General features: G+C 43.5%; 36 protein-coding genes. 14 read left to right on the top strand and 22 right to left on the bottom strand.

All coding sequences use genetic code 11. From position 1 onward, the window contains the following. Positions 1-38: 38 nt before the first annotated feature. The 9 genes from L462_RS00165 to L462_RS00205 form a co-directional block, all read right to left on the bottom strand. Positions 39-965 (bottom strand): TrbL/VirB6 family protein, encoded by a 927-nt coding sequence (locus L462_RS00165; protein ID WP_050595790.1) that lies wholly within the window; start codon positions 963-965, stop codon positions 39-41. Positions 966-968: 3 nt separating this feature from the next. Next, positions 969-1,328: a hypothetical protein gene (locus L462_RS00170; RefSeq protein ID WP_032679802.1), complete on the bottom strand. Its 360-nt coding sequence runs from the start codon at positions 1,326-1,328 to the stop codon at positions 969-971. A gap of 86 nt (positions 1,329-1,414) precedes the next feature. Next, entirely contained in the window at positions 1,415-2,071 is a 657-nt protein-coding gene (virB5, locus tag L462_RS00175; RefSeq protein ID WP_032679801.1) for a P-type DNA transfer protein VirB5, read from the bottom strand. 2 nt (positions 2,072-2,073) lie between these two features. Next, positions 2,074-4,479 (bottom strand): VirB4 family type IV secretion system protein, encoded by a 2,406-nt coding sequence (locus L462_RS00180; protein ID WP_032679800.1) that lies wholly within the window; start codon positions 4,477-4,479, stop codon positions 2,074-2,076. Next, positions 4,436-4,801: a hypothetical protein gene (locus tag L462_RS25290; protein ID WP_032679799.1), complete on the bottom strand. Its 366-nt coding sequence runs from the start codon at positions 4,799-4,801 to the stop codon at positions 4,436-4,438. The genes L462_RS00180 and L462_RS25290 overlap by 44 nt, the downstream gene beginning before the upstream one ends. Positions 4,802-4,816: 15 nt before the next feature. Then, entirely contained in the window at positions 4,817-5,161 is a 345-nt protein-coding gene (locus L462_RS00190) for a TrbC/VirB2 family protein (RefSeq protein ID WP_050595789.1), read from the bottom strand. Continuing rightward, complete coding sequence (locus tag L462_RS00195; protein ID WP_032679798.1) at positions 5,148-5,819, bottom strand: lytic transglycosylase domain-containing protein; 672 nt, start codon at positions 5,817-5,819, stop codon at positions 5,148-5,150. Before L462_RS00195 ends, L462_RS00190 begins: the two co-directional genes overlap by 14 nt. An 18-nt stretch (positions 5,820-5,837) precedes the next feature. Further along, complete coding sequence (locus tag L462_RS00200) at positions 5,838-6,053, bottom strand: hypothetical protein (RefSeq protein ID WP_032679797.1); 216 nt, start codon at positions 6,051-6,053, stop codon at positions 5,838-5,840. Continuing rightward, positions 6,046-6,522, bottom strand: a complete 477-nt coding sequence (locus tag L462_RS00205; protein WP_032679796.1) for a transcription termination/antitermination NusG family protein — start codon at positions 6,520-6,522, stop codon at positions 6,046-6,048. The genes L462_RS00200 and L462_RS00205 overlap by 8 nt, the downstream gene beginning before the upstream one ends. A 314-nt stretch (positions 6,523-6,836) precedes the next feature. Here L462_RS00205 and L462_RS25825 point away from each other — a divergent pair, with 314 nt between their 5' ends. The 10 genes from L462_RS25825 to L462_RS00240 all read left to right on the top strand — a co-directional run bounded on the left by L462_RS25825 (position 6,837) and on the right by L462_RS00240 (position 11,773). Next, complete coding sequence (locus tag L462_RS25825; protein ID WP_072031482.1) at positions 6,837-7,229, top strand: helix-turn-helix domain-containing protein; 393 nt, start codon at positions 6,837-6,839, stop codon at positions 7,227-7,229. A 198-nt stretch (positions 7,230-7,427) separates the two neighbouring features. Beyond that, positions 7,428-7,631, top strand: coding sequence for a hemolysin expression modulator Hha (gene hha / locus L462_RS00210; protein ID WP_032679795.1), 204 nt, complete (start codon positions 7,428-7,430; stop codon positions 7,629-7,631). 183 nt (positions 7,632-7,814) lie between these two features. Then, positions 7,815-8,027 (top strand): hypothetical protein, encoded by a 213-nt coding sequence (locus L462_RS00215; RefSeq protein ID WP_032679794.1) that lies wholly within the window; start codon positions 7,815-7,817, stop codon positions 8,025-8,027. Positions 8,028-8,261: 234 nt separating this feature from the next. Next, positions 8,262-8,444 (top strand): helix-turn-helix domain-containing protein, encoded by a 183-nt coding sequence (locus tag L462_RS0123950; protein WP_032679793.1) that lies wholly within the window; start codon positions 8,262-8,264, stop codon positions 8,442-8,444. A gap of 96 nt (positions 8,445-8,540) precedes the next feature. Then, positions 8,541-8,858 (top strand): hypothetical protein, encoded by a 318-nt coding sequence (locus L462_RS25285; RefSeq protein ID WP_155964494.1) that lies wholly within the window; start codon positions 8,541-8,543, stop codon positions 8,856-8,858. Between the two features lies 1 nt (position 8,859). Beyond that, positions 8,860-9,249 (top strand): hypothetical protein, encoded by a 390-nt coding sequence (locus L462_RS00220; protein WP_032679792.1) that lies wholly within the window; start codon positions 8,860-8,862, stop codon positions 9,247-9,249. A gap of 280 nt (positions 9,250-9,529) precedes the next feature. Then, positions 9,530-9,754: a type II toxin-antitoxin system VapB family antitoxin gene (gene vapB / locus L462_RS00225; RefSeq protein ID WP_032679791.1), complete on the top strand. Its 225-nt coding sequence runs from the start codon at positions 9,530-9,532 to the stop codon at positions 9,752-9,754. A 147-nt stretch (positions 9,755-9,901) separates the two neighbouring features. Beyond that, on the top strand, positions 9,902-10,114 hold the full coding sequence (locus L462_RS00230) for a hypothetical protein (RefSeq protein ID WP_032679790.1): 213 nt from the start codon (positions 9,902-9,904) through the stop codon (positions 10,112-10,114). A 69-nt stretch (positions 10,115-10,183) separates the two neighbouring features. Then, complete coding sequence (locus tag L462_RS00235; protein WP_032679789.1) at positions 10,184-10,504, top strand: hypothetical protein; 321 nt, start codon at positions 10,184-10,186, stop codon at positions 10,502-10,504. Positions 10,505-10,939: 435 nt separating this feature from the next. Next, a complete protein-coding gene (locus L462_RS00240; protein WP_032679788.1) occupies positions 10,940-11,773 on the top strand; it encodes a tyrosine-type recombinase/integrase in 834 nt (277 codons plus the stop codon). A gap of 60 nt (positions 11,774-11,833) precedes the next feature. Here L462_RS00240 and L462_RS24825 read toward each other — a convergent pair whose 3' ends face one another. The 8 genes from L462_RS24825 to L462_RS00270 form a co-directional block, all read right to left on the bottom strand. Beyond that, the gene (locus tag L462_RS24825) at positions 11,834-12,034 is read right to left on the bottom strand and encodes a DUF7706 family protein (RefSeq protein ID WP_032679787.1); all 201 of its coding nucleotides are present in this window, start codon (positions 12,032-12,034) and stop codon (positions 11,834-11,836) included. A gap of 95 nt (positions 12,035-12,129) precedes the next feature. Next, a complete protein-coding gene (locus L462_RS00250; protein WP_032679786.1) occupies positions 12,130-12,414 on the bottom strand; it encodes a hypothetical protein in 285 nt (94 codons plus the stop codon). A 64-nt stretch (positions 12,415-12,478) separates the two neighbouring features. Next, complete coding sequence (locus tag L462_RS00255) at positions 12,479-13,141, bottom strand: division plane positioning ATPase MipZ (RefSeq protein WP_032679785.1); 663 nt, start codon at positions 13,139-13,141, stop codon at positions 12,479-12,481. Positions 13,142-13,722: 581 nt separating this feature from the next. Next, complete coding sequence (locus L462_RS0123945) at positions 13,723-14,091, bottom strand: hypothetical protein (RefSeq protein WP_032242306.1); 369 nt, start codon at positions 14,089-14,091, stop codon at positions 13,723-13,725. Positions 14,092-15,050: 959 nt separating this feature from the next. Next, entirely contained in the window at positions 15,051-15,929 is an 879-nt protein-coding gene (gene repA, locus L462_RS00260) for a plasmid replication initiator RepA (RefSeq protein ID WP_231563546.1), read from the bottom strand. A gap of 387 nt (positions 15,930-16,316) precedes the next feature. After that, a complete protein-coding gene (locus tag L462_RS00265; protein ID WP_032679784.1) occupies positions 16,317-16,514 on the bottom strand; it encodes a type II toxin-antitoxin system Phd/YefM family antitoxin in 198 nt (65 codons plus the stop codon). A gap of 166 nt (positions 16,515-16,680) precedes the next feature. Next, positions 16,681-19,467 (bottom strand): LPD7 domain-containing protein, encoded by a 2,787-nt coding sequence (locus L462_RS0123940; RefSeq protein ID WP_032679783.1) that lies wholly within the window; start codon positions 19,465-19,467, stop codon positions 16,681-16,683. Beyond that, complete coding sequence (locus tag L462_RS00270) at positions 19,457-19,798, bottom strand: plasmid mobilization protein (RefSeq protein WP_032679782.1); 342 nt, start codon at positions 19,796-19,798, stop codon at positions 19,457-19,459. The genes L462_RS0123940 and L462_RS00270 overlap by 11 nt, the downstream gene beginning before the upstream one ends. 309 nt (positions 19,799-20,107) lie before the next feature. Between L462_RS00270 and L462_RS24060 the strand changes: the two genes are divergently transcribed. From L462_RS24060 to L462_RS0123925, 4 genes are all read left to right on the top strand, one after another. After that, positions 20,108-20,482 carry a hypothetical protein gene (locus L462_RS24060; protein ID WP_050595788.1) on the top strand — a complete coding sequence of 125 codons (375 nt, stop codon included), beginning with the start codon at positions 20,108-20,110 and terminating at the stop codon, positions 20,480-20,482. Next, positions 20,463-21,164: a StbB family protein gene (stbB, locus tag L462_RS00275; protein WP_032679781.1), complete on the top strand. Its 702-nt coding sequence runs from the start codon at positions 20,463-20,465 to the stop codon at positions 21,162-21,164. Before L462_RS24060 ends, stbB begins: the two co-directional genes overlap by 20 nt. Before the next feature lie 15 nt (positions 21,165-21,179). Continuing rightward, on the top strand, positions 21,180-21,680 hold the full coding sequence (locus L462_RS24055) for a hypothetical protein (RefSeq protein WP_050595787.1): 501 nt from the start codon (positions 21,180-21,182) through the stop codon (positions 21,678-21,680). A gap of 281 nt (positions 21,681-21,961) precedes the next feature. Beyond that, positions 21,962-22,192, top strand: coding sequence for a hypothetical protein (locus tag L462_RS0123925; protein WP_032679780.1), 231 nt, complete (start codon positions 21,962-21,964; stop codon positions 22,190-22,192). A gap of 32 nt (positions 22,193-22,224) precedes the next feature. Here the strand turns inward: L462_RS0123925 and L462_RS00280 are convergent, their stop codons facing one another. The 5 genes from L462_RS00280 to L462_RS00290 all read right to left on the bottom strand — a co-directional run bounded on the left by L462_RS00280 (position 22,225) and on the right by L462_RS00290 (position 23,849). Continuing rightward, positions 22,225-22,659 (bottom strand): type II toxin-antitoxin system HicB family antitoxin, encoded by a 435-nt coding sequence (locus tag L462_RS00280; RefSeq protein WP_032679779.1) that lies wholly within the window; start codon positions 22,657-22,659, stop codon positions 22,225-22,227. A 24-nt stretch (positions 22,660-22,683) separates the two neighbouring features. Continuing rightward, positions 22,684-22,866, bottom strand: a complete 183-nt coding sequence (locus tag L462_RS24820) for a type II toxin-antitoxin system HicA family toxin (RefSeq protein WP_000833472.1) — start codon at positions 22,864-22,866, stop codon at positions 22,684-22,686. Positions 22,867-23,030: 164 nt separating this feature from the next. Beyond that, positions 23,031-23,276 carry a hypothetical protein gene (locus tag L462_RS00285; protein WP_032679778.1) on the bottom strand — a complete coding sequence of 82 codons (246 nt, stop codon included), beginning with the start codon at positions 23,274-23,276 and terminating at the stop codon, positions 23,031-23,033. A gap of 145 nt (positions 23,277-23,421) precedes the next feature. Further along, positions 23,422-23,568: a hypothetical protein gene (locus L462_RS25280; protein ID WP_155964492.1), complete on the bottom strand. Its 147-nt coding sequence runs from the start codon at positions 23,566-23,568 to the stop codon at positions 23,422-23,424. A gap of 77 nt (positions 23,569-23,645) precedes the next feature. Continuing rightward, positions 23,646-23,849 carry a DUF905 family protein gene (locus L462_RS00290; RefSeq protein WP_032679777.1) on the bottom strand — a complete coding sequence of 68 codons (204 nt, stop codon included), beginning with the start codon at positions 23,847-23,849 and terminating at the stop codon, positions 23,646-23,648. Between the last annotated feature and the right edge of the window lie 97 nt (positions 23,850-23,946).

Here is a 23,946-nt window from a genome sequence, read left to right as displayed (position 1 = left end):
CATTAGGGCTAGCCCCCATTTTTAGGATACTTCGGTAGTTAAGCCGAACGGATACGGTTTCTGAATGAGCCTGCAAAGCGCTGAGCAGCTCCTAAACCTGTGCCTTTAAGGAATAGCTTTTTAAGGCCATGAGCACCGCTTGGCGCGCCTCCCATAACAGAAGCTGCGTAGTTGGGTATCTCCGTTGCGATGGCGGTGAATGTGCCGAAATAGAGCAGTAGGGCAAATGCTCCTTTAAACGAACCACTCATAGCTCCGTTTGGATCTGAGGTTAAAACAAAGGAATTAAGGAAACTTATTTCCAGTGTGATTGCAATACCGAAAATAATTTGCGTTAGCATGAATCCCCCCATAAGAGACACCCACCCCCAAAAATACTGCCTCGTCTGATCAAACAGGCCGAACGCAATGAATAATGGACCGACAACCAAAAAAAGCGATGTAGCGACTTTAAGTGTCATTAAGGTGGCAACACAAACTCCGAGGAACGGGATTCCGCCAAGCAAGAAACAAATCAATACGAGGACACTAGCAATACTTTCTTTAAAGTTGAAGATAGGATCAAAATCAATATTTTTGATAAATTCCCACAATCCATTAAGGTAGGTATTTATTAAAGCATCTACTTGATTGGTTCCTATTGGTACTCCTGATAATTGTTGTATTGTCCATGTAGGCATATCACTGACGAAAGGAACAACAACCTTCATGTACCATCCAACGTGAAAAGCACTATAGATAATAAAAGCAGACTTTATTGCATTCATTATCTCATTCTGCAATATCCCATTAAAACCCTGAAAATACCAGTTGATTGAATTTACCGTTCTGTCGATAAGCCAGAAAGCACCAAAAAGAGAACCGACACCGATCATGAGATTTGCGGTGCCGGTTGTAATTATTCCTGATAATGCATCATCGATAGCCCGGTATAGAGTTTGTGCAATTTCTAACTCTATAGCCATTCACTACTCCTTCTGACGTTCATACATAACATCATTTGCAATTAGTTTATTGTCTTTGATGTAAATAGAAGCAATACCGTTGCCTTTCATCAAAGTTGAACTATCTTTGATGTTCCAGTCGGAATTGCTAACTAATTCATCATCGCTCAACACACTTTTCTTTTTGTTTATGATATGACATGCGGCTTCAGTGCAAGTTATATTCATAACAGAGCTGTATTTTGGATGTAATGCGCTACCATCTGCCTTACTGACAGCTTTCCATTGACCAGAAAAGCCATCAGTCACCTTTTGTTGATCATCACAGCCCGAAATTACTACCGCAGACAAAATCACAGCAAACGCACAAATAAACTTTTTCATTTATTATCCCTCGTTAATATACAACCACATTATTGCATATTACCTTTAATTTTTAAAGAGAGATAAAGCCGATTTTATGACGATTATCAAGGATTTCCTTCGAGTTTATTCCAAAACGCCTGCGCCCTTTTTTTATCTTCAATTTTTTCTTTTTGATCCATCAGCATTTGAATATTTTGCAACTTTATTTGTTGGTTTTGCAGCTCCAGCTGCTCTTGCTGTAAGCGTAATGCCAACTCTTCGCGCTCCTGCGGAGTCTGAACCGTATTTAATCGCTGACGTAATTGCTCAGCATTATCTACACGCTGTGAAGAGGCATTGTAGGTATCTTCCAGAGCGCCAGCTTGTTGCAGCAACTTATCGAACGCCTGCTGTACTTTCGGATCACTGGAAGTCAATCCATAGCGGCTGCGCAAATCAGCAAGATTTTTTGTATCGCTATAAATATCATTCCAGTCGTTGAGAGGTAATACTTTGTTTAAAAGTGGATCATTTAAGAAATCACCAAGTTTGTTATTACCTGTAACTAAGTTTTTATAGTGGTCGTATTGGCTTTTCGCCTGCTGGATAGCTGCTTTCGTTTCATTCAGTTGATCCAGCGCCTGCTGAGCTTGCTGCTGAGCGTTGGAAACCAATTGAGCTATATTTGCCACATCAACCGTTGGGATACCTGAAGCATAACTATAATACGGTGCTGCATATAAAATGAGTGACAGGCATGTTGAAATAACCTTAATTTTCATAACTAATCCTCTGTTTGTTTCATTCTCTGTATTTCATCAAGGAACACATGTACCCACTTAGCAGGATCGTCTGTCCCTAATCTCTCTCTGACACTTGCAGCAATAGCCGCATTACCATCTTTCCCAATGGTTGTAGAAAGGATAGGTAGCCAATATTTCAAATCATCGGGTAAATCAAATGATAGTACCGTTGACTGTTGCCCTTGCTTAATAAGAAATTCACGCGCTAACGGGTTAAAGTTAGAAATTATTTCGAACTCTTTCCCTTTAATATTAAACTTCGCATATTGCTTTTCATCAGCTTTATCATTTGCTAACCATATTTGCGTAATTACCTGCTGAATTACCGCTGGAGCATGTTCACTCTCGCTTAAATCTTCAGGGCTTTGAGTGTCCATTATCAATATTTCGCCCCTTGTTCGGCCAGCTTTTAGAACCTCCTTAAGTGAATCTGCTGTACTTTCAAACGAGAGTGGTATCCAGCACTCAGCGATCATGTTAATCAGCAAATTTCCCGGCTGATACTCATGCATCATTCGTTTCAAGAAGAACATATTATTCAGGAATATCTCCATGATATCCCGATTTTTCATAAAGAAGCTTTTCTTCATTATCTGCGTGCAATCGAACGCAAGTCGCCGGAACTTCTTAGGATCGAAGCGGTTGACAGCTGCGTCACAAACCCATGCATTTCGGCCTGTTGAGCCATCAGGACAGATTCGACACCATTTCGCCAGGCGCACATGAAGACAGTTTTCATCTTCTGTAGGCGCTATGTTTTGCAGCAGGAGTGACATACCTCTGTTCTCAACCACAGAATGCGACATAACCGCATCGATAGAGCTGCGTATTTGTTTCTGTTCGGCTTCGCTTCCTCCCCCGGCCATTGTGAGCACTTGGTCAAATAAGTGAGTACGGAGAGCTGGCGTATCTTCCAGTTGAAACAGGTTAATTCCCGTATCTTCACCCGGCGAAATTACATAATATTTTGTATCAAGCGCCCTGAGTAAATTTTCAAAAGAACGGTTGTAATCCAGACCAAAGTACATAGGATTCCATCGACTCGCAAATAAGACTAACTCTCCTTCAAGAGTTGTCTTTCCCGCCCCCGTCATACCGACAACGGAAACGTGCCCTGGCATACGCTCGCCAGTATTGTTTTTCCCTACAGGGCTATTATGCGCATTAAAAAAGTAAAGTGCGTCAGTGGCTGAACGAAATGGCATCCATGCTTTACCATCTCCGGGCGGGTTTCCATCTGCTTTTCCGACTGGAGAAGCATGAAGCGAAAAACCACATGCCAGATTTTCTGTTGATTTAGGAACCGGATACATCGCTATAGTGCAACCGGGAAATAACGAGTAGTAAGTATCGTCATTTGTCACAGTTGATCTGATAAAGCGGGTATCGCGAGCAGAAAATATAGAATCCAGCGTAGCACCGTTCTCAATGGCTTTCTGCGGTGTTTCGCCATACACAATGAGAGCTGCGTGATAGCGGCCAAAAAGCTTGTCACCTTGCGTTATATCCTGCACAGCGTCTTCCAGCTGCTTGGTTTGCTTCGTTTCACCTTCAGCAGAAGTCAGATCCACAGTTTGTTTTTTGAAATTTACTTTTGATTTATTTCTGTCCTCAAACATGAAAGTTTGCACCAGAGTAAAATCAAACTGTTCCTCTATAGCTTCATCCCACATTCCAGGAACTGTTTTGGCCGGATAATCGCGGAGGTCATAGGTAGTGGCATAACGCGCTCCACCACTGTTAGGCCGGTTCTCCACATAGTCATACGGTGCGAAATTAGTTACGCTGTCGATCACAGCATCCCCTAAGCGTGTCGAGGAGGCCATAACATTCTGCTCTTCGCCGTTCAACAACATCGACACATATCGGCCAACCTGAGAATACACAGACCCATTGGCGCTTTCTTCCATACCTAATACTGAAGGTTCAAAGGCATCAAGCATTTTATTGACCATAATGAGGATGTCATTCATTCGGCCAATACCTTCATCGAGGTCTTTATACTTCAAAATGAACGCAACAGTATAACCAACCTGCCTATACTTACCTTTCCGAAATGGTGCGGTGTAGGTATCTACAAAATCCTGAAATACTGGGAGATCCATTTTGTATTCAGCATCAAGGCTGATGGAGGATTTGGTAGTCCACGTTTGTATCATTAAATTCTTCCCTTCTTTTTTACCTAAAGAAAGGAAGAATCTGTTTTCATTATTGAATAATTTATTAAGCTCTGGTTTTTCTTTCGTACCGTAGGAAACACCTTTGAATCTTACGATACTCAGTAACCTCTGACCGGATAAAGTAACCATGTTTTCATGTACATGATAATGTAACCACGGCACTCTATTTTCTGGTGATAAACCTTTCTTGCGTAATTCGCCTGCCATAAAAATTATTCCATCGAGGGTTGCAAGGGGTAATTAATAAAGCTCGCCCATAGACCATATTTCGCATATACCGCCTCAGCATAAAGCGGAGGCGAGTAAGAAAGCGGCTGTCTGTCTCACAAATGATACGGACAACAACAAACATGGTTACGGGGATAATAAGGGCAATCAAACCGAACCAGCCAAATAGTGTGCAACTGAGAGCGGTAATGACAATACCCAGACCAACTATCCCTAACAGCACAAATTGAGGAACGCCAGCATAAGATGCTGCTCGCCCCATCGCGTTGTAACTGTCAAAAGATAAGTCCTGCTCGTCCATATTATCCCCCGCGAATCAGGAAGTAGTGCCGAATACCTGCCACATTGCCGTGAAGAACACAATCGCACCGCCAATCCAGATTGCCATGCTTAAATCACCGATATAATCCCAGAAAGTTTTATCGTGATTCCCAGCCATGCGGGAAATAGCCAAACGGATACCAGAAACAATTACACAGCACAAAACTATCGTACCCGCCAGTGTGTAGAGGCCAATTTGAATATTCTTTGCATACTGATTAAGAGTATCCAACCAACCAGTATCACCGGCAGCTAATGCATAAGGTGAAAAAGCCAACATCAGAATTACCACAAGGTAATTTCTCAATGTTGACTTATTCATATGGTTAACTTTTAACATCCGTTTGTTCCTCTTGAGTTGTATCAGCAGACGGTTCGCTTATGCCTTGCGTTGGAGCGCTATTGCTTTGCGTTGGTGCGCTGTATTTTGGATATTGCTGTAAAACATCCCAGGCATCGTACGTTGGCCGTTCTTGTCTGGGAGACTGATCAGGTATTCCATTATCATTTAAAGCGGGAACCTTAATACCTGTTGTATTCACGGCTACCACTCTATCAACATAACTAGTACCGTTATTTTCCTTTACAAACCCCCTTGTATAATTACCGCTGTAGTAACATGAAAATGTCTTCAAAAGAGCCTGTTGTTCATCACCCGAACCTTTTAAGGCTCTGGCGTAACAATCTTTTAATAAATCCGAACTCATTTTCAAATTTGTACATGGAGAAAATACTGCTTCAGCATTATCGGCATCAAAATACTGGCGATTGATCTGCCCTAGACCGATACTGAAATTTGCTTTCTCCTTAACAAGCTGTTTGACAGCTGCTAACGCTTCTTCTTTCGTTTGTGGTTGGCGTTTAAGCGACTTACCTACAACTCCTATTGCCCACGGATTAAAACCAGACTCAGTTTTTACTATCCGGGCTAAAGTATCAGGGGCAACATCAGGAGCGCACTGAATCGCCAGCGCCAGAAAAGTCGCTGTAGAGATCATGGCCGTACCTTTGATTTGTTAATTGTCGCTGTTTTTGAGGATTTTCTTTTTTGCCTGCTCACCAAAATTTTCGATAAGGTATCTTACGAATGCTGAAGCTGGCATGTTTTTTCTACGTTCGTAGCCGATTTCTGTGCATAGTTCCTCAAGCTTCTGTCGCGGCTCCGCTGCGATATAAACATTATTTGAGTATTTTGTTTCCGGTTTATCTTTGTTTTGCGCTTTACTAGGCATTATTGCTCCGTGATATACGTGTAGGTAACTCCAGCATCGAAAATAAAATGTCAATGCGAACAGCGGGTTCTTCTGCTGACGTAATTTTTTCTATCTTCTTTTTTAACTCGCTGGGTAGATTAATTTTCTCTTGAGGACGTTCAAAATGGACAAGCTTTAAGGCTTCTATTTCGGCTTGAGATATCGTTGCGATTTCGTTACCGAATCTGACAAAATCCATCGCTCCGGGTATGCGCTTAATTGCAGTGGTATGGATATTGGCCGGGTTGAATCTTACAAAGATATAACCGGGAAATGCCGGTGAGTTTATGAGTCTGTAGGCATTTTTTTTATCGCTCCGTCGTCTACGTTCTAAAATTAATGGGCAGCAAGTTTTAAGCCCTGCTTCATTAAGGTTCTGCTGTATGGTTTTCCAATAATTTTGACGGCAGCGCAGAAGATACCAGGCATCGGTAAATGTGTCCTGCATAGAGGCCTCCGAATGTCATAAGATATTGAAATGCAATAGCTAGCGCACTGCCTCATCCCTAGAAGCAGTACATTTATTAGAATATTTAAGATTATTAATTCCCTAAGTTTGAGGGTTGTTTGATCTTTCGTCTAATTGTTTTGATTGATCAATCCTTTTGACATTGATCGGTTTAAACGATCAAACCTATCAGGCTTTGCTGCCGATAATATTAGGCCACATTGTTAGTTAAACAGCAAATTGTTAGAATATCTATATAAAATCACAGTGTTAATACGCCTAAACTCCCTCGATACCGATTGCGGAGGAATGGCATGATTGGTAAGCGATTGAAGGCCGCACGTAAAGCGGCGCACATGACCCAGACAGAACTGGCGAAACGTGCTGGTATCGATGAACTGACCGTCAGTAGAATCTCGCATTATGAGACAGATACACACAGCCCCAACTTTCAACAAGCTTGTCGCTTTGCTGAAGTTTTGGATGTCCCTGAGTGCTATCTTTACTGCCGTGACGATGTTTTAGCTGATCAACTGTTAGCAATACATAAAAGGTATAAAAAATTCCGTTTTAACCCATCCGAACTCAGCGAATTGGAGAGAGCTGAAAAGGAACTCAAAATTGCACTCGAAACAGTATCATCACTCTTAAGCAAGAGGACGGAAATCATGATCAACGATGAATTACCAGCCTCTTTGAAGCCTTAGCATTTAGTGGGACGCTACTAAATTTCTTTATCTTTTCTCTGTTCAAAAAACCAAATATCCTCTTATAATCCTCGAAGATCAGTATCCGGGGTGGAACTGATTAGTAGCAGTTGCCGTTTCCAGGGGTGGTACGGCAGCTGCTATGCCTACTTACCTCATGATTGAGGCTACTAAATGCAACAGGAGAATTCTAAGTGTATGAATAAAATAGATTGGCTAATGAAGTTAAGACGCTGCAATTGCTTAGATACACTGGAAAAAATAATTGAGAAAAACCGATACTCTCTTTCTGTAGATGATTTAGAAACATTCAACTCGGCAGCAGATCATCGTTTGGCCGAATTAACCATGAATAAACTCTATGACAAAATCCCGGCGTCAGTATGGCAGTTTATAAAATAAAATGAAGGGTGACAAATGTTTGGTAACGAAACCATAATTAACGCCTATATAATATCTGGAATCCTGCTACTTGCATTCACATCTATTTTTAGCAAGGGACTACTTAGTAATGTAGCTACTGTGACCGGCCTTTTTTTAGCAGGGTTTGCACTTTTTTCATGGTTCTGATTAGCAGGTGATAATATGTTTTGGATGATTTTTAACACCTTTACAGGCGTTTTATTCATGATTTTAAGCCTGTATCTCTTTTTTGGTCTTGTTCTTCATAGCGCCGAATTTACGCAGGGGCAATTATGGAACATGGCAGGATTGAGTTTTGCCTCTACCGTCGCCTGGGTGTTGTCATTTAAGCAAGCCGGGGAAAATATATATATCTTAAAATCGAACCATAAATAATTCCCCGAATCCCTATAGAATTGCTGGCGTTTCGTCTACTGCAGCTGCGCGGCCATGCTTAAAAATGCTGGCAAATATCCGTGGCGCCAGCTGGCACCCGTCGCAGAACTGCTGGCAAACCCTGTTTGTTACGTAATCCTCTCAACATACTGGACGTTCCGGTTATTCCGTCCAGTTGCTAATTGAATGTGTTTCACATACTATCTGTGAATTATAGTTCATATAAGAAAACATATGTACAAACCAACAAAAGAAGAATTTAAAGCCGAAATGAAGCGAAAAGGCTGGTCACGTACGGCACTCGCTGCCCGTTGGGGGAAGTCAGAAACTTGGATCAGCAAGATTGCCGGAAACCAGGATAGAGATCAGCACTGGAATGATGCTTTAGCCGGGCTGCCCCTTTACGGTGAACTATAGTTCATAATTCCCTTGCATAATTGTGAACTATAGTTCATATTGGGTTTATGCCAACAGAATGCTGCAAAAGCAAAACTAAATATAAGTGAGGTTAAAGTGCCTGGGTTGATTTTAGGTTTTTTTATATTAACGTTTCTCTTTTTAGGGTTATTTTTTATTCCCTATCAAAGAATTGGAGCTTGGCTAAGTAGATTTTTTCATTTGAAAAGCTTTTTTGGGGGGATTGCTCTAATCGTTTTTGGTTTAGTTGCTAAGGCTGTAACTGGAGAGGAAACTACCGCTCCAACTACTAATAAAATGGGGGCTATATTACATTCTTATTCTACTGCGTACTGGCAGTTAGCTTTAGTTCTTGGCTGTATATTCATAATTGCATCCATTTTCTTAAATCGATGGTTTAAGAATGGTGAGTGATATGAAAATTGCAAAAGATAGCACAATCACAATATCTAAAAGTATTAAAATTATCTTTCTCATTATGTTAACTGGCCTTGTTGGGTGTGACCAGAATAATGAAGATTCAAGAGCTAAATCTGAAATCGTGCAAAATCCACAAGTGCGCATTTATGGATTTGTTTGTAATAAGGACGGTGAACTATGGGAGCGTCATAGAGAAAAAATAGATGTAACTCAGGCGGTGTTCATCGATGGAAAATTAGTTCATTGCACCCCTGATAAAAGCGATACTGCCATTGATAATGGTAGTTATTTAATGGGGCGTGAAGGGTACGTTATCATTGATGGGGTGAAATACCCACGCAGTGAAATATTTGACAGGTGGGATAAGTATCAACTTAACTTATAGGCCGCGTCAGCGGCCTTTCTTCTGCCCGTTTAGCTTACTGGACATTATCGGTCAGCAAGTGAGTAGTTATAAAGTCAGCTGCAGTTGCGCGGCCACGCTCAAAAATGCTGGCGTAATTTCCTCTCCGGATGCTTGGCCGGTCTTAGAACTGCTGGCAAACCGCCCCCGTTACGTAACTCCCGCGCCACTTTGGACGTTCAGGTTATTCCGTCAAGTTCTGCTGGCAGTGTGGGATCTGACCTTGTAGAATTGTACCTAATTAGCTTTATGGAGGCATGGTATGAAAAAAATAGTATCTATATTCACTAATGGTAATAACAGAGCGATACGCATTCCTCGTGAAATGGATTTCGAGGGTGTAAGCGAGTTAGAGATACAGCGAGAGGGGGACACGCTTATACTTAAGCCAGTGCGTCCGACATGGAGCAGTTTGAAAGAGGAAGCAAAAGCAGATCCTGATTTCCTGCAAGATAGACCTAACGTAATTGATGATACACCACAATAAGGCCGCACCAGCGGCCTTTTTTACGCCCCTTGTTCAACTCCTCGCGCGGTTGGACATATAGGAAATTCTGTCCAGTTCTGCTGGCAGTGTAAGATCTGGCCTGGTATATTAAGAATATAACTCTGATGCTCAAATGAGGTTGTGCTGATGGAATACAAACTTTATCTATACTGGCTACATGGAAGATACGGCTATGACATCCCTATTGTTGAAAATGCGTATTTTTTAGCGGCTACGTCAATGGAAGATGCCATGAAGAAGCTTAATAAGGTGATTGACGATGGATATCAAGTTTACAACGTCAGGGAATGCAATGTTGATGAACTACCGGATATTTTCGCTAAACTCCCTCGCCGGTAATTTCGCCTAGTTTAGCTGGCTGTACGGGATCTGGCTTGGTATAATATTTAAAGAAAGGATATAGTAAGAATGATAAATCTAGCAATGAAGGTGATCAGCATAAGAAGTATTATTTCAAAGGCAATACTAAGTATCAATATCACTGCCGATAACTATCACCTCAATGAGAACATCAAAAAGTCTGTAGAACGTTCGTGCGATGTTGTTAATCATATTGCACAAGCAATTATCGGTGACTTCATTAAACCAAACATTCTTATTCAAGATTTACAATCAGCTAAATATCTTATTGAAGTCTTTGAAAAAGAATTTGTTCATGTTAGTTCAACTGTGCCGACAAAGAATGAAATCGATGTCCTCATTAAAGAGATAGAACGGAAAGCGGCTTAATTGCTGGCATTCTGTTAGCTGCAGCTGCGCGGCCACGCTCAAAAATGCTGGCGTAATTTCCTCTCCGGATGCGCAGCCGGTCGCAGAACTGCTGGCAAACCGCCCCCGTTACGTAACTCCTGCGCCACTTTGGACGTTCAGGTTGTTCTGTCCAGTTATACAGCGCCGTCCCGCTTTTATCCCCCGTTTCTGTGGATAATCAACATGTGGTGTCCATACCGGCTGTGGCAGACTCTATATAGTGTCCATCCTGCTGCCGTCCCCCCCTCCCCTGCCCCGAACCACCTGAAAACACCGTCGCCAGCCTGGACAGAACGGCATATCCGGAAAAAATGTCCAGTGAACGAATTTCGGTGATCGGAGTTTTTGCAGTCGGACACCGGCGCGGATTAGGTCATAATTGAGGCGACGGTCCGGAACGCGAGATTTTAAAAATTGAGTCATTTACCCCGCGAAATTTTGCAGAATTCACGTAGCGACGCCTGGCTAAATCCGGGCAATGCTCCCCTGCCGCTCGAAACCGCCAGAGCAATGAGGGATTACGCCGCACAGCTGGGCGGTGAACTTCCCAAATACCTGCTCGCGCCGGAAGTGGCCGTACTGCTTTCTTACCTGCCCGATCTTAATCAGCGTATGTATTTCGATACGCTCTGGAACACCGGCGCACGTCCGGGTGAAGGGATGGCATTAAGGCCGGTTGATTTTGTGCTGGAACCGACGCGCCAGCATCCACAGCCACTTGCCGTGGTGAAAACGTTGAAGCAACGCGAGCGGGAATCCAGTCGTCCCCCCGGACGACCACGTAAGGAAACACATCAGCTGGAGCACCATGATTCGCGCTACCGGAAACCGCCTGAACCTGTAACGCGCCTGGTTCCCTTACTTGATGCCGGATATGCGTTACGAATGAGGGAATTTCTGACGACATGGCGCAAACGTGTGAAGCATCAACCTGTGTGGCCGATCACCTCCCGGCAAACGCCGGTTAACTGGCTCAATGCAGCACTGTTACGTGCGGCCAGTGACGGTGTAACATTTCCGATAACCGTCACACCACATACCTTTCGTCACAGCTTCGCGATGCATTTGCTCATGAATGGAGTACCGCAGAAGGTCTTACAGGGATTACTCGGCCACCGTTACAGCCGCAGCACTGAGGCTTACACGCGGGTCTTTGCAATGGATGTTCTGGCTTTGAAGGGACTTAATTTTTCTATGGATTTATCCATTGCACGTACTTTCATTTACTCGAATAGCAAAACCGCCTGACGGCGGTTTGTATGCACAATGTAATTACAACAGAAATACACATAAAATACAGTGTATTTACTAACGTGGACTGAATCCAGCTTCGCTTAGCGCACGCATTACAGCATTTACTCCATCCATCATGAGATAGGCTTCATCTTCTGATTCAGATCGTTCCACGCAATCAGAGTGTGTTGTGCGCTTACAGAGCTGGGCAAGCGCCCATGCTATTGAACTGTCTAACTCAACGGCGATAGTTACGTTTTCTTGTTTTACGCTCATATACCATCCTCATTGCATGTGACGTAAACGGATTAATTATGTATTTGCATCATATTTACGATGTAAATACACAACAAATACAACGTATTTACTTGCTACATTTTGGCACTTTCAAGTATCCAGTGTTTTTTTGTGTTTTCGTCCAGACTTTGCCAGGCTGCAAGAGCCGCTTTTAAAATGTCGGTATTCCCTTGCCCCATCAGTTTTGCATCAGCTTCCATTACATCTATAAAGACCTGATTCAGCCGGTATGTTCTCGATACTGCCCTTCCCTTTGCTGGGCGCTTGTCGCCGTCAGCTATAAATCTGGCAACTTCATGCGCTGTAGGAGTTGCAACCTGATCTACATTGGCACTAGGTTTCTTCAAAATAATGGACATATGTTAATCCTCGAATTACACATGGAATACAATGTAAATACATTACCGTAAATACATTGTATTCCTAAAGTATTCCAATTTCCTGGGCGAATAGCTCTATTTGCCCTTTTGCTTTTCCTAGACTGTTTCCACGAGCTACATCGTGTACACCGGCACCTTCGTTACATGCGCTTTCGAAAATATCTAAAGCTGAGATACGAGTTCTTAACGGTTGAATCCATACAGGATCTGAACGCAGCAACTTATCAAGTTCGATAGCATCCTTTACTTTGCTCGGCTTGTTAGCCTCAATTCGGGTAAACAGTACCCACGGCTGCAATCGCGTGTTAACCGACTGAGCTTTGCGTACCTTATCGGTTACGTCTGTCAGAGTGTCACGCTCAAAGCCGGACGATGGTTTTACCAGCGTAACAAGAATATCCGCCACAGTAAGAGCACTACGAAACTCCTGGCTATCATGCCCTGCACAGTCAACAAGCAAGACCCCATGCAAATCTGACAGGCGTTTAATTTCTTTACTGATATCACCATAGGCTTCATACACAGGAACTGCCGGAAGTCCATTTTGCTGACGTTTTGTGTTCCAGTTGATTAAGTCTGGGTTTTTATCCGATTTAAGAATGCCCACAGACTTTCCTTTGCTTACAAGAGCAGAGGCAACGTTGGCTACTGTCGTTGTTTTACCAACGCCGCCCTTGTCTGAACCGAAGACCGCTGATTTACCCATTTAGCACTCCTTCAAGATTTACAGTGTAGTTATCATGTAAATACACAAACGTATTTACCCTGTTATTACACTGTATTGTACAAAGTGTATTTATTATGTCAATACACCGTATTCCATAATTAGTGAATACATTGTAAATACACTGTAATGCTTTCGAGATTCAACCCTTCTTTCATTCCGGATTGCCGTCAAAAAAAGTCTGGCCATCGCGCCCGGGTTAACCAATATGCCAGCAAAAAATTGTGGCCGGTCGCAGCTGCAGCTGGCGAAATGCTGGCGAAACCCGGCATCGAGGACGGGCGCCAGGCGCAGAACTGCTGGCACTCCGGTTCTGGCCGTGGTGGTTGGGGTCCGCTTGGAAAACGGAAATTTTCCTACGTTAAGCGTTTTGAGCTTAACGAGTGATTTCGTTCCATTGAGCGCGAACCCCTGACCGTAAGGGATGTACGGAACGATCTGACTGTCCGTTAACAGTTTTGCTTACTTTCGTACATGTTATTGGCATGGTGTACGCAATCGTTCGGTTTCGGACGTTTAAGTCACATGCACGTTAACTGTCGGTATTCATCGCCTCACTAGTACTACTCTGCTAGTTCATCATGTTCTTCGAGAGCATATTCAAAATCGGCAACAAGCAAGAAATTTTCTATCCTATAAGCCTGATTTAACTTAATTCGTTGGTATCTTTCGTTCAATAATCGCCATGCTGTTTTCCGTAGTACCATCGGTACGGATTCATCTTTTAAAGTACGCATGAGCACAGAACAGGTTGTCAGAAAAGCAGCGTCCTTACGTTTTCGGTAATACGCATCAGTCGAACAAACCGCAATGATCTCGATTGATTCAGGGTGATGACAGATAGCATTAACCGTAGTTTGTTCATGTATCTGTGCCTTGAGTTCAGCCTGAATTTTTGATTGATGATACATAGCCTTGAGATAGCTAAACATGATTTCCCCATCGAACAGTAAGTCGTGTCAATTCCTAGAGTTAACACATTTCTGATCATGACTCACACGTTACGTTCAGTCGGTAGCCATCTGTGCAAAAAATGCGCTTAGCGTAGGATAATTTCCTTTTTCCAAGCGGACCCCTGGTTAGCCGTCAGACGGGCGAGCAGTGCGCAGCCTGTCACTGTATGCGCGTAGCGCATGGAGGCGCGGAACGGGACGAGCATAGAGCACCGTAGCCAAATCCGCGCCTGACCCGGCGCAGCCGGTTACGATCCTGAAAGTGAGCAGAACAACCCCCCTCCCTGCAAAGCCAAAACGCGCTTACAGCGATTTTGTCACTGAGTTAAGGCCAACGCCCCGGTGAGCGGTCAGGACGGCGCTGTGCGACGTTCTGAGCGTGATTTCCGGGGTCTTAACGGGTGTGACCAGCGGGAACAGCCGTTTAGAGGCTTAATTCCTCGGGATAAAAGCAATTTTTAATGACACTGGAACCTATGGGAGAGGTGAATCTATGCCCGCCTTTGGCGGGTGCTAACTATGGGAGCGTAGCGACCATTAAACCGAACCGTCGCGAGCGTAGCTCGCTGAAAGGGCGGTCATTATCGCTGTCCACAGGACAGCTGACGAATAGGTTTTCTTTTTAATAGAGAGATAAATATCTTTTTAACAGAGAGATCTAGCAGGGGTTTAAAAGAATTGTTGCGCTTTAAAACTAAGTCGATTTGCGCTTTCTGAGGCTGTCGTATGGAGGTTAAAGGAGATAGCCCCTTGCAGTTTTATGTTGATAAGTCGTATACGGCTAAAAATGAAGCATCGAGGTTTGATTTTGTTGCTGGGTAAGGGGAATTATGCGGAATAGCTTGCCCAAATGTCGCCTGATCTGATTAAAAGTTGAGCTATAAATGTGTTTGGTCGAGCGGAATCCTCCGGAGTCAACCGGAGGGCAGGGGGGTTAATCAGGCATAGCTTGGTGGAGCAAGGCGGCTGTAATTGCCTCTCGCCATGATAGTTCTTTCGCTTGTGCGTCGCTGCACTTCATTGAACACTGCCAATTTATCTGCCGGGAACCGACCATCCGCGATTTCTCGGGTCAATTCACGTTTAACCAGAAGCTCAATATCTTTGCGGCTGCGCTCAGCATCACGCTTCGCTCTGGCTCTTTTTAGGCCATGTTCGCGCCGTTCTCTGTGATACTCACGGAATTTATTACGTACATAGCTGAAAGCGCGGTTGGCCAGCTCTTCCAGGTCGAGCCGTGGCAGTCCTTTTTTCTCACGTTGCTTGTTCTGCCATTCGGCACGACTTTGGCGTACTGCCTCAAGCGACAGCATTGATACGTCTAGCGCTTCGAACAATGCTGGAGTGAACTGGATATTAGAAGGGGCATTACAACCGAGTTCAGCGACAAACTCAGTGTCATATGTGATCAGACCAAAATCCTTATCTAAGGACTCAAGCGCACGAGTGACACGGGTAATAGACAGATTGCCACGCTTGGATTCCGTCGCCAAGTCACATTCAATCGCTAATGTCGTAACAGAACACTGGACACGTCCATATTCGCCAGCCAGCGGATCGTAATGAAAACTCATAGCCTGAAGTAAGGCATCAATGGCTTTACAGCGTAAAGGAGCTGGCTTGCGGTGACGTTTACCTAACGAACGCGAAAAAGCAACGTGCATGAGGAAGTCAAAACGCTCAGTGAATCCCTGTGCTTTGTCCATAAGCTTTCGACAAAACGGTAGTGTCCGTTTGTCGTCTGGCTCGACAAATTTTGGGTTGGGATTTTTGACTTGTTTATATTGTGTTGCAGAGCTAATTGATTGTTCAATCACACCCGCCAGCACTTATGCCGGTGCAAAGGGGTTGTATGTGATTATACATTTGCTATAATCCTTACCAGGCCAGCGCCTGCTTTACGACCCCCTGAATATCCTCCGTTCCGGCAAGTTCGATAGGATTTCAGGGGGTTTTTGCATTCAGGGGTTTGGCATTTGCCTGTCCCCCTATCCCTAGACGCTATTACCGGGAACGTCCCACCCGTAACAATTCGTAAGCCTGCGTAATCTAGCACGATCAAATGTGACGATCAAACTACGCCTGCAATAAGATAACTCCTAACTGTCTGTTCTATAAACAGAAAATCTCACTTTTCATTAGACTCAAGAATAATAAATCTAATGAAAATTTAGATTAGAAAACTGCCAAATCAGGCAGTTAACTTAGTTAGATTGATGCTTTTTACCTATTTCGGCCAGCTCTAAAAGTTTTCCATACTCTTCTGCTGGTACACAGTAAAAGGCTGGATGGTTGCGGCTCATAATCGCCAGAGCGCCCTTACCGGAATTGACACACTCAACTGGGTTCTTCCGGAACTCAGTGATACTGATAACCCTACGGCTATGGATAACTTGGGTCATGTGTAAATTCCTCTCATCACGTCTGTTAACGCAATCATAGGCACAAAACCATACGTGATCAAGTACAAATAAAAGTACGTGATCTGTACACAGGAAAGTACACGATCTCGATCACAAAAAAAAAGCCAGGCAACGCCTGGCTTGGAAGTGGGGAAAAAGTTTGGCGCTAAGCTAAATCAGGGCTTGTATCACCGGTATTGACCGTACGAAAACCTTTAACAACATCGCTTTTGGATGCTTCAGTTGCCTTTTTCGGTTGTGGACCATCAAGCCTGGTCGCTTCCCATACGTTACGAACAGCTTCACGAGTGGAGAAATGCCCATTTTCATCACGCACACGCACTTGAACCGGCTTGGACTCTTTCAGCTCCAAAGAGACTTCATGACCACGGCGGAATCCTTTGAGTGCATCTTTTAGGCCGACTCCCCACTGTGTCGTTTCCTGCCCGTCCTTGCCCTTGAGGGTAACATAGTAACTTGCACTGTTACCTTCCTTATCTAAATACGGTGCTTCCCCATGCTTAACGATTTTACCTTGCAGGGTGGATACAGATCGATAAAGTGGGGTGTGCTCACTTCCAACATCCTGGGCAGTGCTTTCAGCTTTATCGTGGAGATCTTCGCTGCCGGTAGATTCCCTACCAGTTTCCAGCTCCGCCCCCTCAATCGTGAATGCGGAATCACGGCTGCTGCTATCCCGCTGTTCTTTAGCTTTCTCCAGCTCCTGACGGCGCAGCTGCAACGCTTCATTCATTCGCTTATCCGTGAAGTGAATGTCCATACCTCGCTCAGCTACTACATCAATCACCATTTCTTTGAACTGCTTTGACCCTTTGATATTGAGAGTGCTACCAAAGCGACCTTGTGCAAGTTCGAGCGCAACAGCAACACTGTCTTTGCTAAGACCATTTTTACGCATGGTGATCAGCTGGCCGTTATCAACGAACAATGTTTTATCACTGGTCTTATCGAGATAATGAACGTGGCCTTTCCGGGTGCGCTTGGTGTATAAATTGCTCGCATCCAGGTGATGTTCTACTGACTTACGTGAATCATCGGCCACTTTTGAATAATTAACAGGGTTACGAAGCTTATCCATAACCCGAGAAAAGCGACTTTCGGCGGGTTGTTCTTTTTCAGGTTCAGGTGCGCTAATCGTAAAACCGGATAGGTTTTTCCTGTTATTACTCATCATTTGGCGAATATCTTTACTCCCCATTGAGAAACCCTCTTTTTTATTAACGATGGAATCTTTCCGTTTTAGCCTCTCGAAATGCATGACAGAAAGAAGCTGGTTCTTTTCTTGATATGTAAAACGTTTGTCTGCTAATACCTCCCGCTTAATGTCATAAAATTCACGATCAATACTCCGTAGCAATTTGTTGATATTCTTTTCAGGAGACTCCGTTTCTTTTACTCGTCTAATCAGCCAGCCGGGAACGGAAGATGTACTAACGTTTACATCGCGTGCAATAGAAGGTGATTTGACTGATATCTTTCCACCCTTTATCGTTCCTGCATCTAAAAGGAATCCCCCACGTCGCTGAATATCTTCAAGCGTTGGGATTCGATTCTTAAGGCGTGGTAAAACCGGAAAAGGTGTCAGCTGTAATTTTGATCGTCTTCGTGCATATCGCCCCACGGCTCGTAGCGAGCTTCCACTGGAGGCTGTTGCAGATTCACGTTGTTGTTTTGGAGCTGGAGAAGTTCCTCCTCCTCCTCTGGTTCCTCGTACAGCGCGTCGCAATCCAGAATTTCCGTTGGTTTGCTGGTTTGCCAGGTGTAAGCGTGCATTACCCGGCAATAACTCTTTATTTCCTTGCCCTGATTGTGTACCTGCCACATAGCCATCGGGCAGGTTTTGCAGGCGATCGGCAAATGGGGGAGCAATTCCTCTTTGAGATTCAGGAGAACGTTGCTGATTATTTCTCTGCCGTTGATTTCGTAACTCATTTTGACCTCGATATTTTTCATAGAATCGATTTGTGAAATCTGAAATCATCTTTGACCGCTCATTACTTTCTGAGGCGTAATATTTATCTCGATAAGTAGGGGAGGCAATCTTATCCATATACTTGATTTCAGCTGCACGCTGTCTCCACTCAGAGAAGCGATTACTAATAATTTGTTTTTCCAAAGGTGGCTTGGTTATTTTCCTTTGAATAATAAAGTCGTCACTAAAAATACTTTCTTTAAGATTAGTAAATTTCTTATCACCATCTAGCTTTACAGCAATGTATTCACCGGGCTTACCTTGATTCCTAATTCTCGTTTCACCATACTCTGCCACTAGGTCATAAAATCCTTGTCTAGACCGTACATCTTCCTTGAACACTCTTTCTAATAAATCTACTTTAAATTGTTTATTCTTGGCTCGGAAATCGTCGCCTTTATACCGTGAAAGCATATCTGCGTAACTGGTTGGAGTAGCGCGGATATTATCCCTGGGTGATTCGAGATTATACTTCTGATTAATATATTCCTGAAAAGCCTCTAGATACTTTTCATTTTGCTTATAGCTGCCAACAGGATTCATTTCGTTACCAGTAAGAAGATTCTTTCGAGGAATAACAATATGAATATGTGGTTTGCGATCTACCAGTTCTCCCGATTTTTTATCTTCCATCGTTTTTATCTTCGGAAGATGTGCCTCAGCATAGAAATTAAATTCATCAGTCTCATAGGCAGTCATGAGAAAGGATTTAAATTCTTGTGTGATTTCGATTAGTTTGTCATGCTCAATTTCATCTTCCTTAAATGCAAGAGTGAAAGTTAGATAGCGATCCTGTCCTTTATCTGGAATACTTTTGTATATCAATTCCGTAAGTTCTAGGTTTCCGTCCAGTATTACTCGTTCGTCTAACTCATTCCTTGAAAGCTCGCGTCCAGACTTTTGACCTTCTTCTAAATATTCTTTAACACCTGAATTATATCCTCTGCATCTAATCAGCATCCTCAACCGCCTTTTTCATCAGTGATTCAATATTGATAAGAGCATTTAAAAGAAGAGTGTACTTCCTCTCTGATATTGTACCATTTTTATGTGCCGAGTTAATTTTTAAAGCCAGCTGATTAATATTATTGCTAGACTTGTTAAAGAGGTATAATAATTTACTGGTGTCTTTAACCTCAATATTAATCGAATCACCTTTACTCAACGCCAGCTTTCTAAAAAAAGCTGAACGGCTGAGTTGTGATTCTTTTATCTGTTGTTCGAACGGAGAGAACTCATCGCGCATCAAGCGAAATGACACGACAATATCTTTATTCTGCTTAGCAGCCATGACACACCTCAATAACTGGTGATGATGTTCCCGCAAGGCGGGGTTTCAAAGGGGCGTCCCCTTTGGCACGCGACTGTATGCAAAGGCCGACAGGCATTTGTATACAGTCGGTAACGTGCCTCTGTTTTGATTCGGCAGTTGCATTGGATTGCATTAGATTGCACTAAATTGCATAAAACCATTTGACAGTTGCACTATATTGCATTAGATTGCATTACAAGATGTAACGGTTGCACTAGATTGCACTACGTTGCATTAAGTGCCCATAACCATCTAAAATGGAGCCATTCTCAACACATGGGGTAGATCATGTCAGACTGGCGTAAACAACCTAGACAGGGGAGAAGCCAATTCCTTCCATTACTTGACGAGATAAAGAGTCGTCTTGTGCTTGGTGAAACTCAGAAGATGATTTTTGAGTCATACCCTGATTTAGAAATGAGTTACCCGCAGTTCACTCGGTACGTAAAAAAATACTGCCTCAGTGAAATCACCCAGGTAACAAAAGTACCAGAACATAAAGTAGCACCTGAGAAAACAAATACTGACGATGGGCAGCTGGACAATAAATCCAGAATGGTTGTTAGAAACCCCAGCGACCTGAAAAAACTTAGATCGCAGCCCATCGACTTAGAAGAACTTCAAAATTCAGCAGGAGAAGAAGATGAAAGTAGCAATTCTTAACTATACCGGTACTGTTGGCAAAACAACCGTTGCAGCACACTTATTAGCACCTCGCATGAATGGCGCAACAATATTCGCTATTGAATCCATTAATGAAACAGCTCAAGGCTTAGGAATTGATGTAGAAAAAATGAATGGCGATAAATTCCGTGAGCTGTTTAAAAAGATAATGCTAGAAGACGATGCGATTATTGACATTGGAGCCTCTAACATTGAAGACTTCATGACTAATATGATCAAGTTTGATGATTCTCATGAAGAATTCGATTACTTTGTTGTACCTGTCACTTCTGGTACAAAAGAGCAGAAAGAAACAATTCAAATGCTGGACACTCTCGCAAGTATCGGCATACCGGCGGATAAAGTGAAGGTTGTTTTCAATCGTGTAGATGTTGATGTTGATGATGAATTTCCATTCATCATTGCACGCCATAAAAAAGAAAAATCATTCTCCTTAAATAAAGAATGTGCAATCTATGAAAACGAATTGTTTGATGCTTTATCAATCAAGGGGCTAACTGTTGATGCTCTGCTTGCAGATGATACCGATTACAAAGCCCTCCTTAAAAACAAAGAAGCAAGTGCAAAAGATAGAAATACATGGGCAGATATGTTTGGCCTTAAGTCACTCGCCAAAAGCGTCAAACGCAATCTTGATGATGTATATGCCAACCTTTTTTAATCTTAAGGAGCAGTCATGCAAGAAGAAGCTAGAGCACCTAAGACGGCGCGTGATGCTCTTCTGATTGAATTAATCGGTGATCTAGGGGTTCTTCACGACCAAATAAAATCACTTCCTGAAGAGATCAATCAGGCAACAACAGGTTCAATCGAAATTATTGCAAATGCAGTTGAAGAGGCGGAAAAGACCGCCTCAAAACTGAGCGAAAATATTGACAAAAAAAAGGAGGCCGTTTTAGCTGAGCTGAAAGCATCAGTAAAACAAACTCTGGATGAACACGCTGTTAGCGTGTTTGCCGAACTTGAAGGTAAAGTTAACACCTTACAAACGAGAATTTCATCTTTCGAGCTTTCTGATCCTAAAAGCCGAAGACTGAATATTGTTCTCGCATGTACGCTTGCATTTTCTTTGGTATTGTCAGCTTCTGCTATTTTCGCTGTCTATAGCGCGGCAAAATCTACAATATCCGATCTCAATATGATCATTAGTTCGCAAGAAAAACCGCCCTCAAAATGACCACCATAGCGGGCATTTGCCCGCTAAATTCATCGCTTCATTTCTGACTCGATAAGCCTCTAAACGGCTGTTCCCGCTGGTCACACCCGTTAAGACCCCGGAAATCACGCTCAGAACGTCGCACAGCGCCGTCCTGACCGCTCACCGGGGCGTTGGCCTTAACTCAGTGACAAAATCGCTGTAAGCGCGTTTTGGCTTTGCAGGGAGGGGGGTTGTTCTGCTCACTTTCAGGATCGTAACCGGCTGCGCCGGGTCAGGCGCGGATTTGGCTACGGTGCTCTATGCTCGTCCCGTTCCGCGCCTCCATGCGCTACGCGCATACAGTGACAGGCTGCGCACTGCTCGCCCGTCTGACGGCCAACCACTACGGCCAGAACCGGAGTGCCAGCAGTTCTGCGCCTGGCGCCCGTCCTCGATGCCGGGTTTCGCCAGCATTTCGCCAGCTGCAGCTGCGACCGGCCACAATTTTTTGCTGGCATATTGCCGCCTACATGAAAAAACCACGCTTTTAAGCGTGGTTTTTTCTGCGTGCCCGGAATGTCAGTTATTTTGCCAGTTCATGCCGCGCTGCCTGAGCCAAAAAATGGCTCCGATCTTTATACGCTGAACGATTCCCCTGGATAAATCCATCGATTCGCTTTATCAGCACATCTGGCAATGTAATATTCACGCGTTGCTGTTTACCTTCAAATTCGGACAGATCCACGTCAATCATAAACCAAGAGTCACAATGCGCGTATTCGGCATTAGCCGAATAAACCATAAAGCCAGCATCTTTAATATCTTCGACAGAATGCGCTCCGCTAAGCAGCATTTCTTCCACGATACTTAAAATAGCCTCTCGCGCCATTACGGGTATATCAGATTGTTCATCCGCAGCGGATACACACCCATAATCAAACTGATCAAAAGCCGGTACGCTTATACCGAATGCTGTATCAGCATCTTTAGGAGATTCAACTCCGACAGAAAAAAACATACTCACCTCCAAAGTCGGCGGGGATCAAATCCCCGCCATTTTTTTGATTGACCTGACAGTACCTAGAGGCAAATCCTTTTTCGGATGCGGAACAGGAAAAGTTTTTCCTGTTATGGGCGACCACCAAATCTGGTGGCTTCCCCCGTTGTGCCGTCGAAGTTCACACCCTGCGGCTATCAGCTCTTTCAACAGGTCAGCAGATTTCATAAGCCCTCCGTAACCTGAAACCCATTATACACACATATACACACAAGGCAAGAGAGGTTAGCGTAAATCGCAAATTTTTTGCAGCCTAACGGATGACTAACGCCCCGTGTGGGGCGAAGCTTGGGAGGGAATGACTAGATTTTATGACTGTGGTTAATTGTACATCATTTCAGCGTGAAGAGGCGAGCCATACTGACTTCAAAATCAGCAATACCGGCAGACATACTTTGAGATCGCTTGCGTTCCTGCGCCAGCTCACGTTGTAGCTTCAGGATCATTTCGTTTTGCTCTTTAACCTTGCTGATAGAAACCAGAAATGCTTTGCTGACAGTTGAGACACCTAAATACTCCTGGGCATCTTTGATAATTGCATCATCTTTTTCGCTAGTTCTGATTGTATAATTTCCCATTGTATGACCCTTTTGCTATCAATTTCACTATTGCCGGTTACGCAGCTGGAGAATAATTGCTATCAATCATGTGCATCGAGGCCGCACCGGTGATAAATAAATGCTGGCACATTTGGAATAGGGGGGCATCCCCCCCCATGTAACCTTAAAGCAAGTCTGCTCCAAGATTTTTTACCCACCATAAAACTTCTTCCAGCTCCCATCCTGTGAGTTGAGGCGTTTTAACTGGTCGCTTCTGCTGGATACCCTTTACAATTGAATTTGCTAACGATATGATCTGATTGGTTGACATAAAATTTACCTGTAAGTGATTTTTTTGTCATGAGCGTTAGACTGTTCCCGCAGCCTAACGCTTTTCTTTTATATCTATTAAATTACGTATGGTTTAATTTGTTTCTCCAGTTCGTCCAGGAAGGATGGCTCAAAATCCCATGCACGCCATATTAAACGGCCTGTAGCTGCATCACGGATTTCAACCTGCTTATCATTATATTTACTGACGTTTGCGATCTTAATTGTCACAGCTTCGGAAAACTTATACTTACGAATTACGCTTTCAACGTTAACTGCCATTTTAATCTCCTGGCCGACCGGCCTTTATCGGAAAGCACCGCGCTTTCCATGTAATACATATTACAGATTATAGTGTTATTTTGCAATGGTTTTGAAT

The sequence above is a fragment of the Enterobacter sp. BIDMC 26 genome (genome assembly GCF_000534435.1).
In the GTDB taxonomy this organism is placed as follows: Bacteria; Pseudomonadota; Gammaproteobacteria; order Enterobacterales; family Enterobacteriaceae; genus Enterobacter; species Enterobacter ludwigii.
This window is presented reverse-complemented; position numbering and strand designations above follow the sequence as displayed.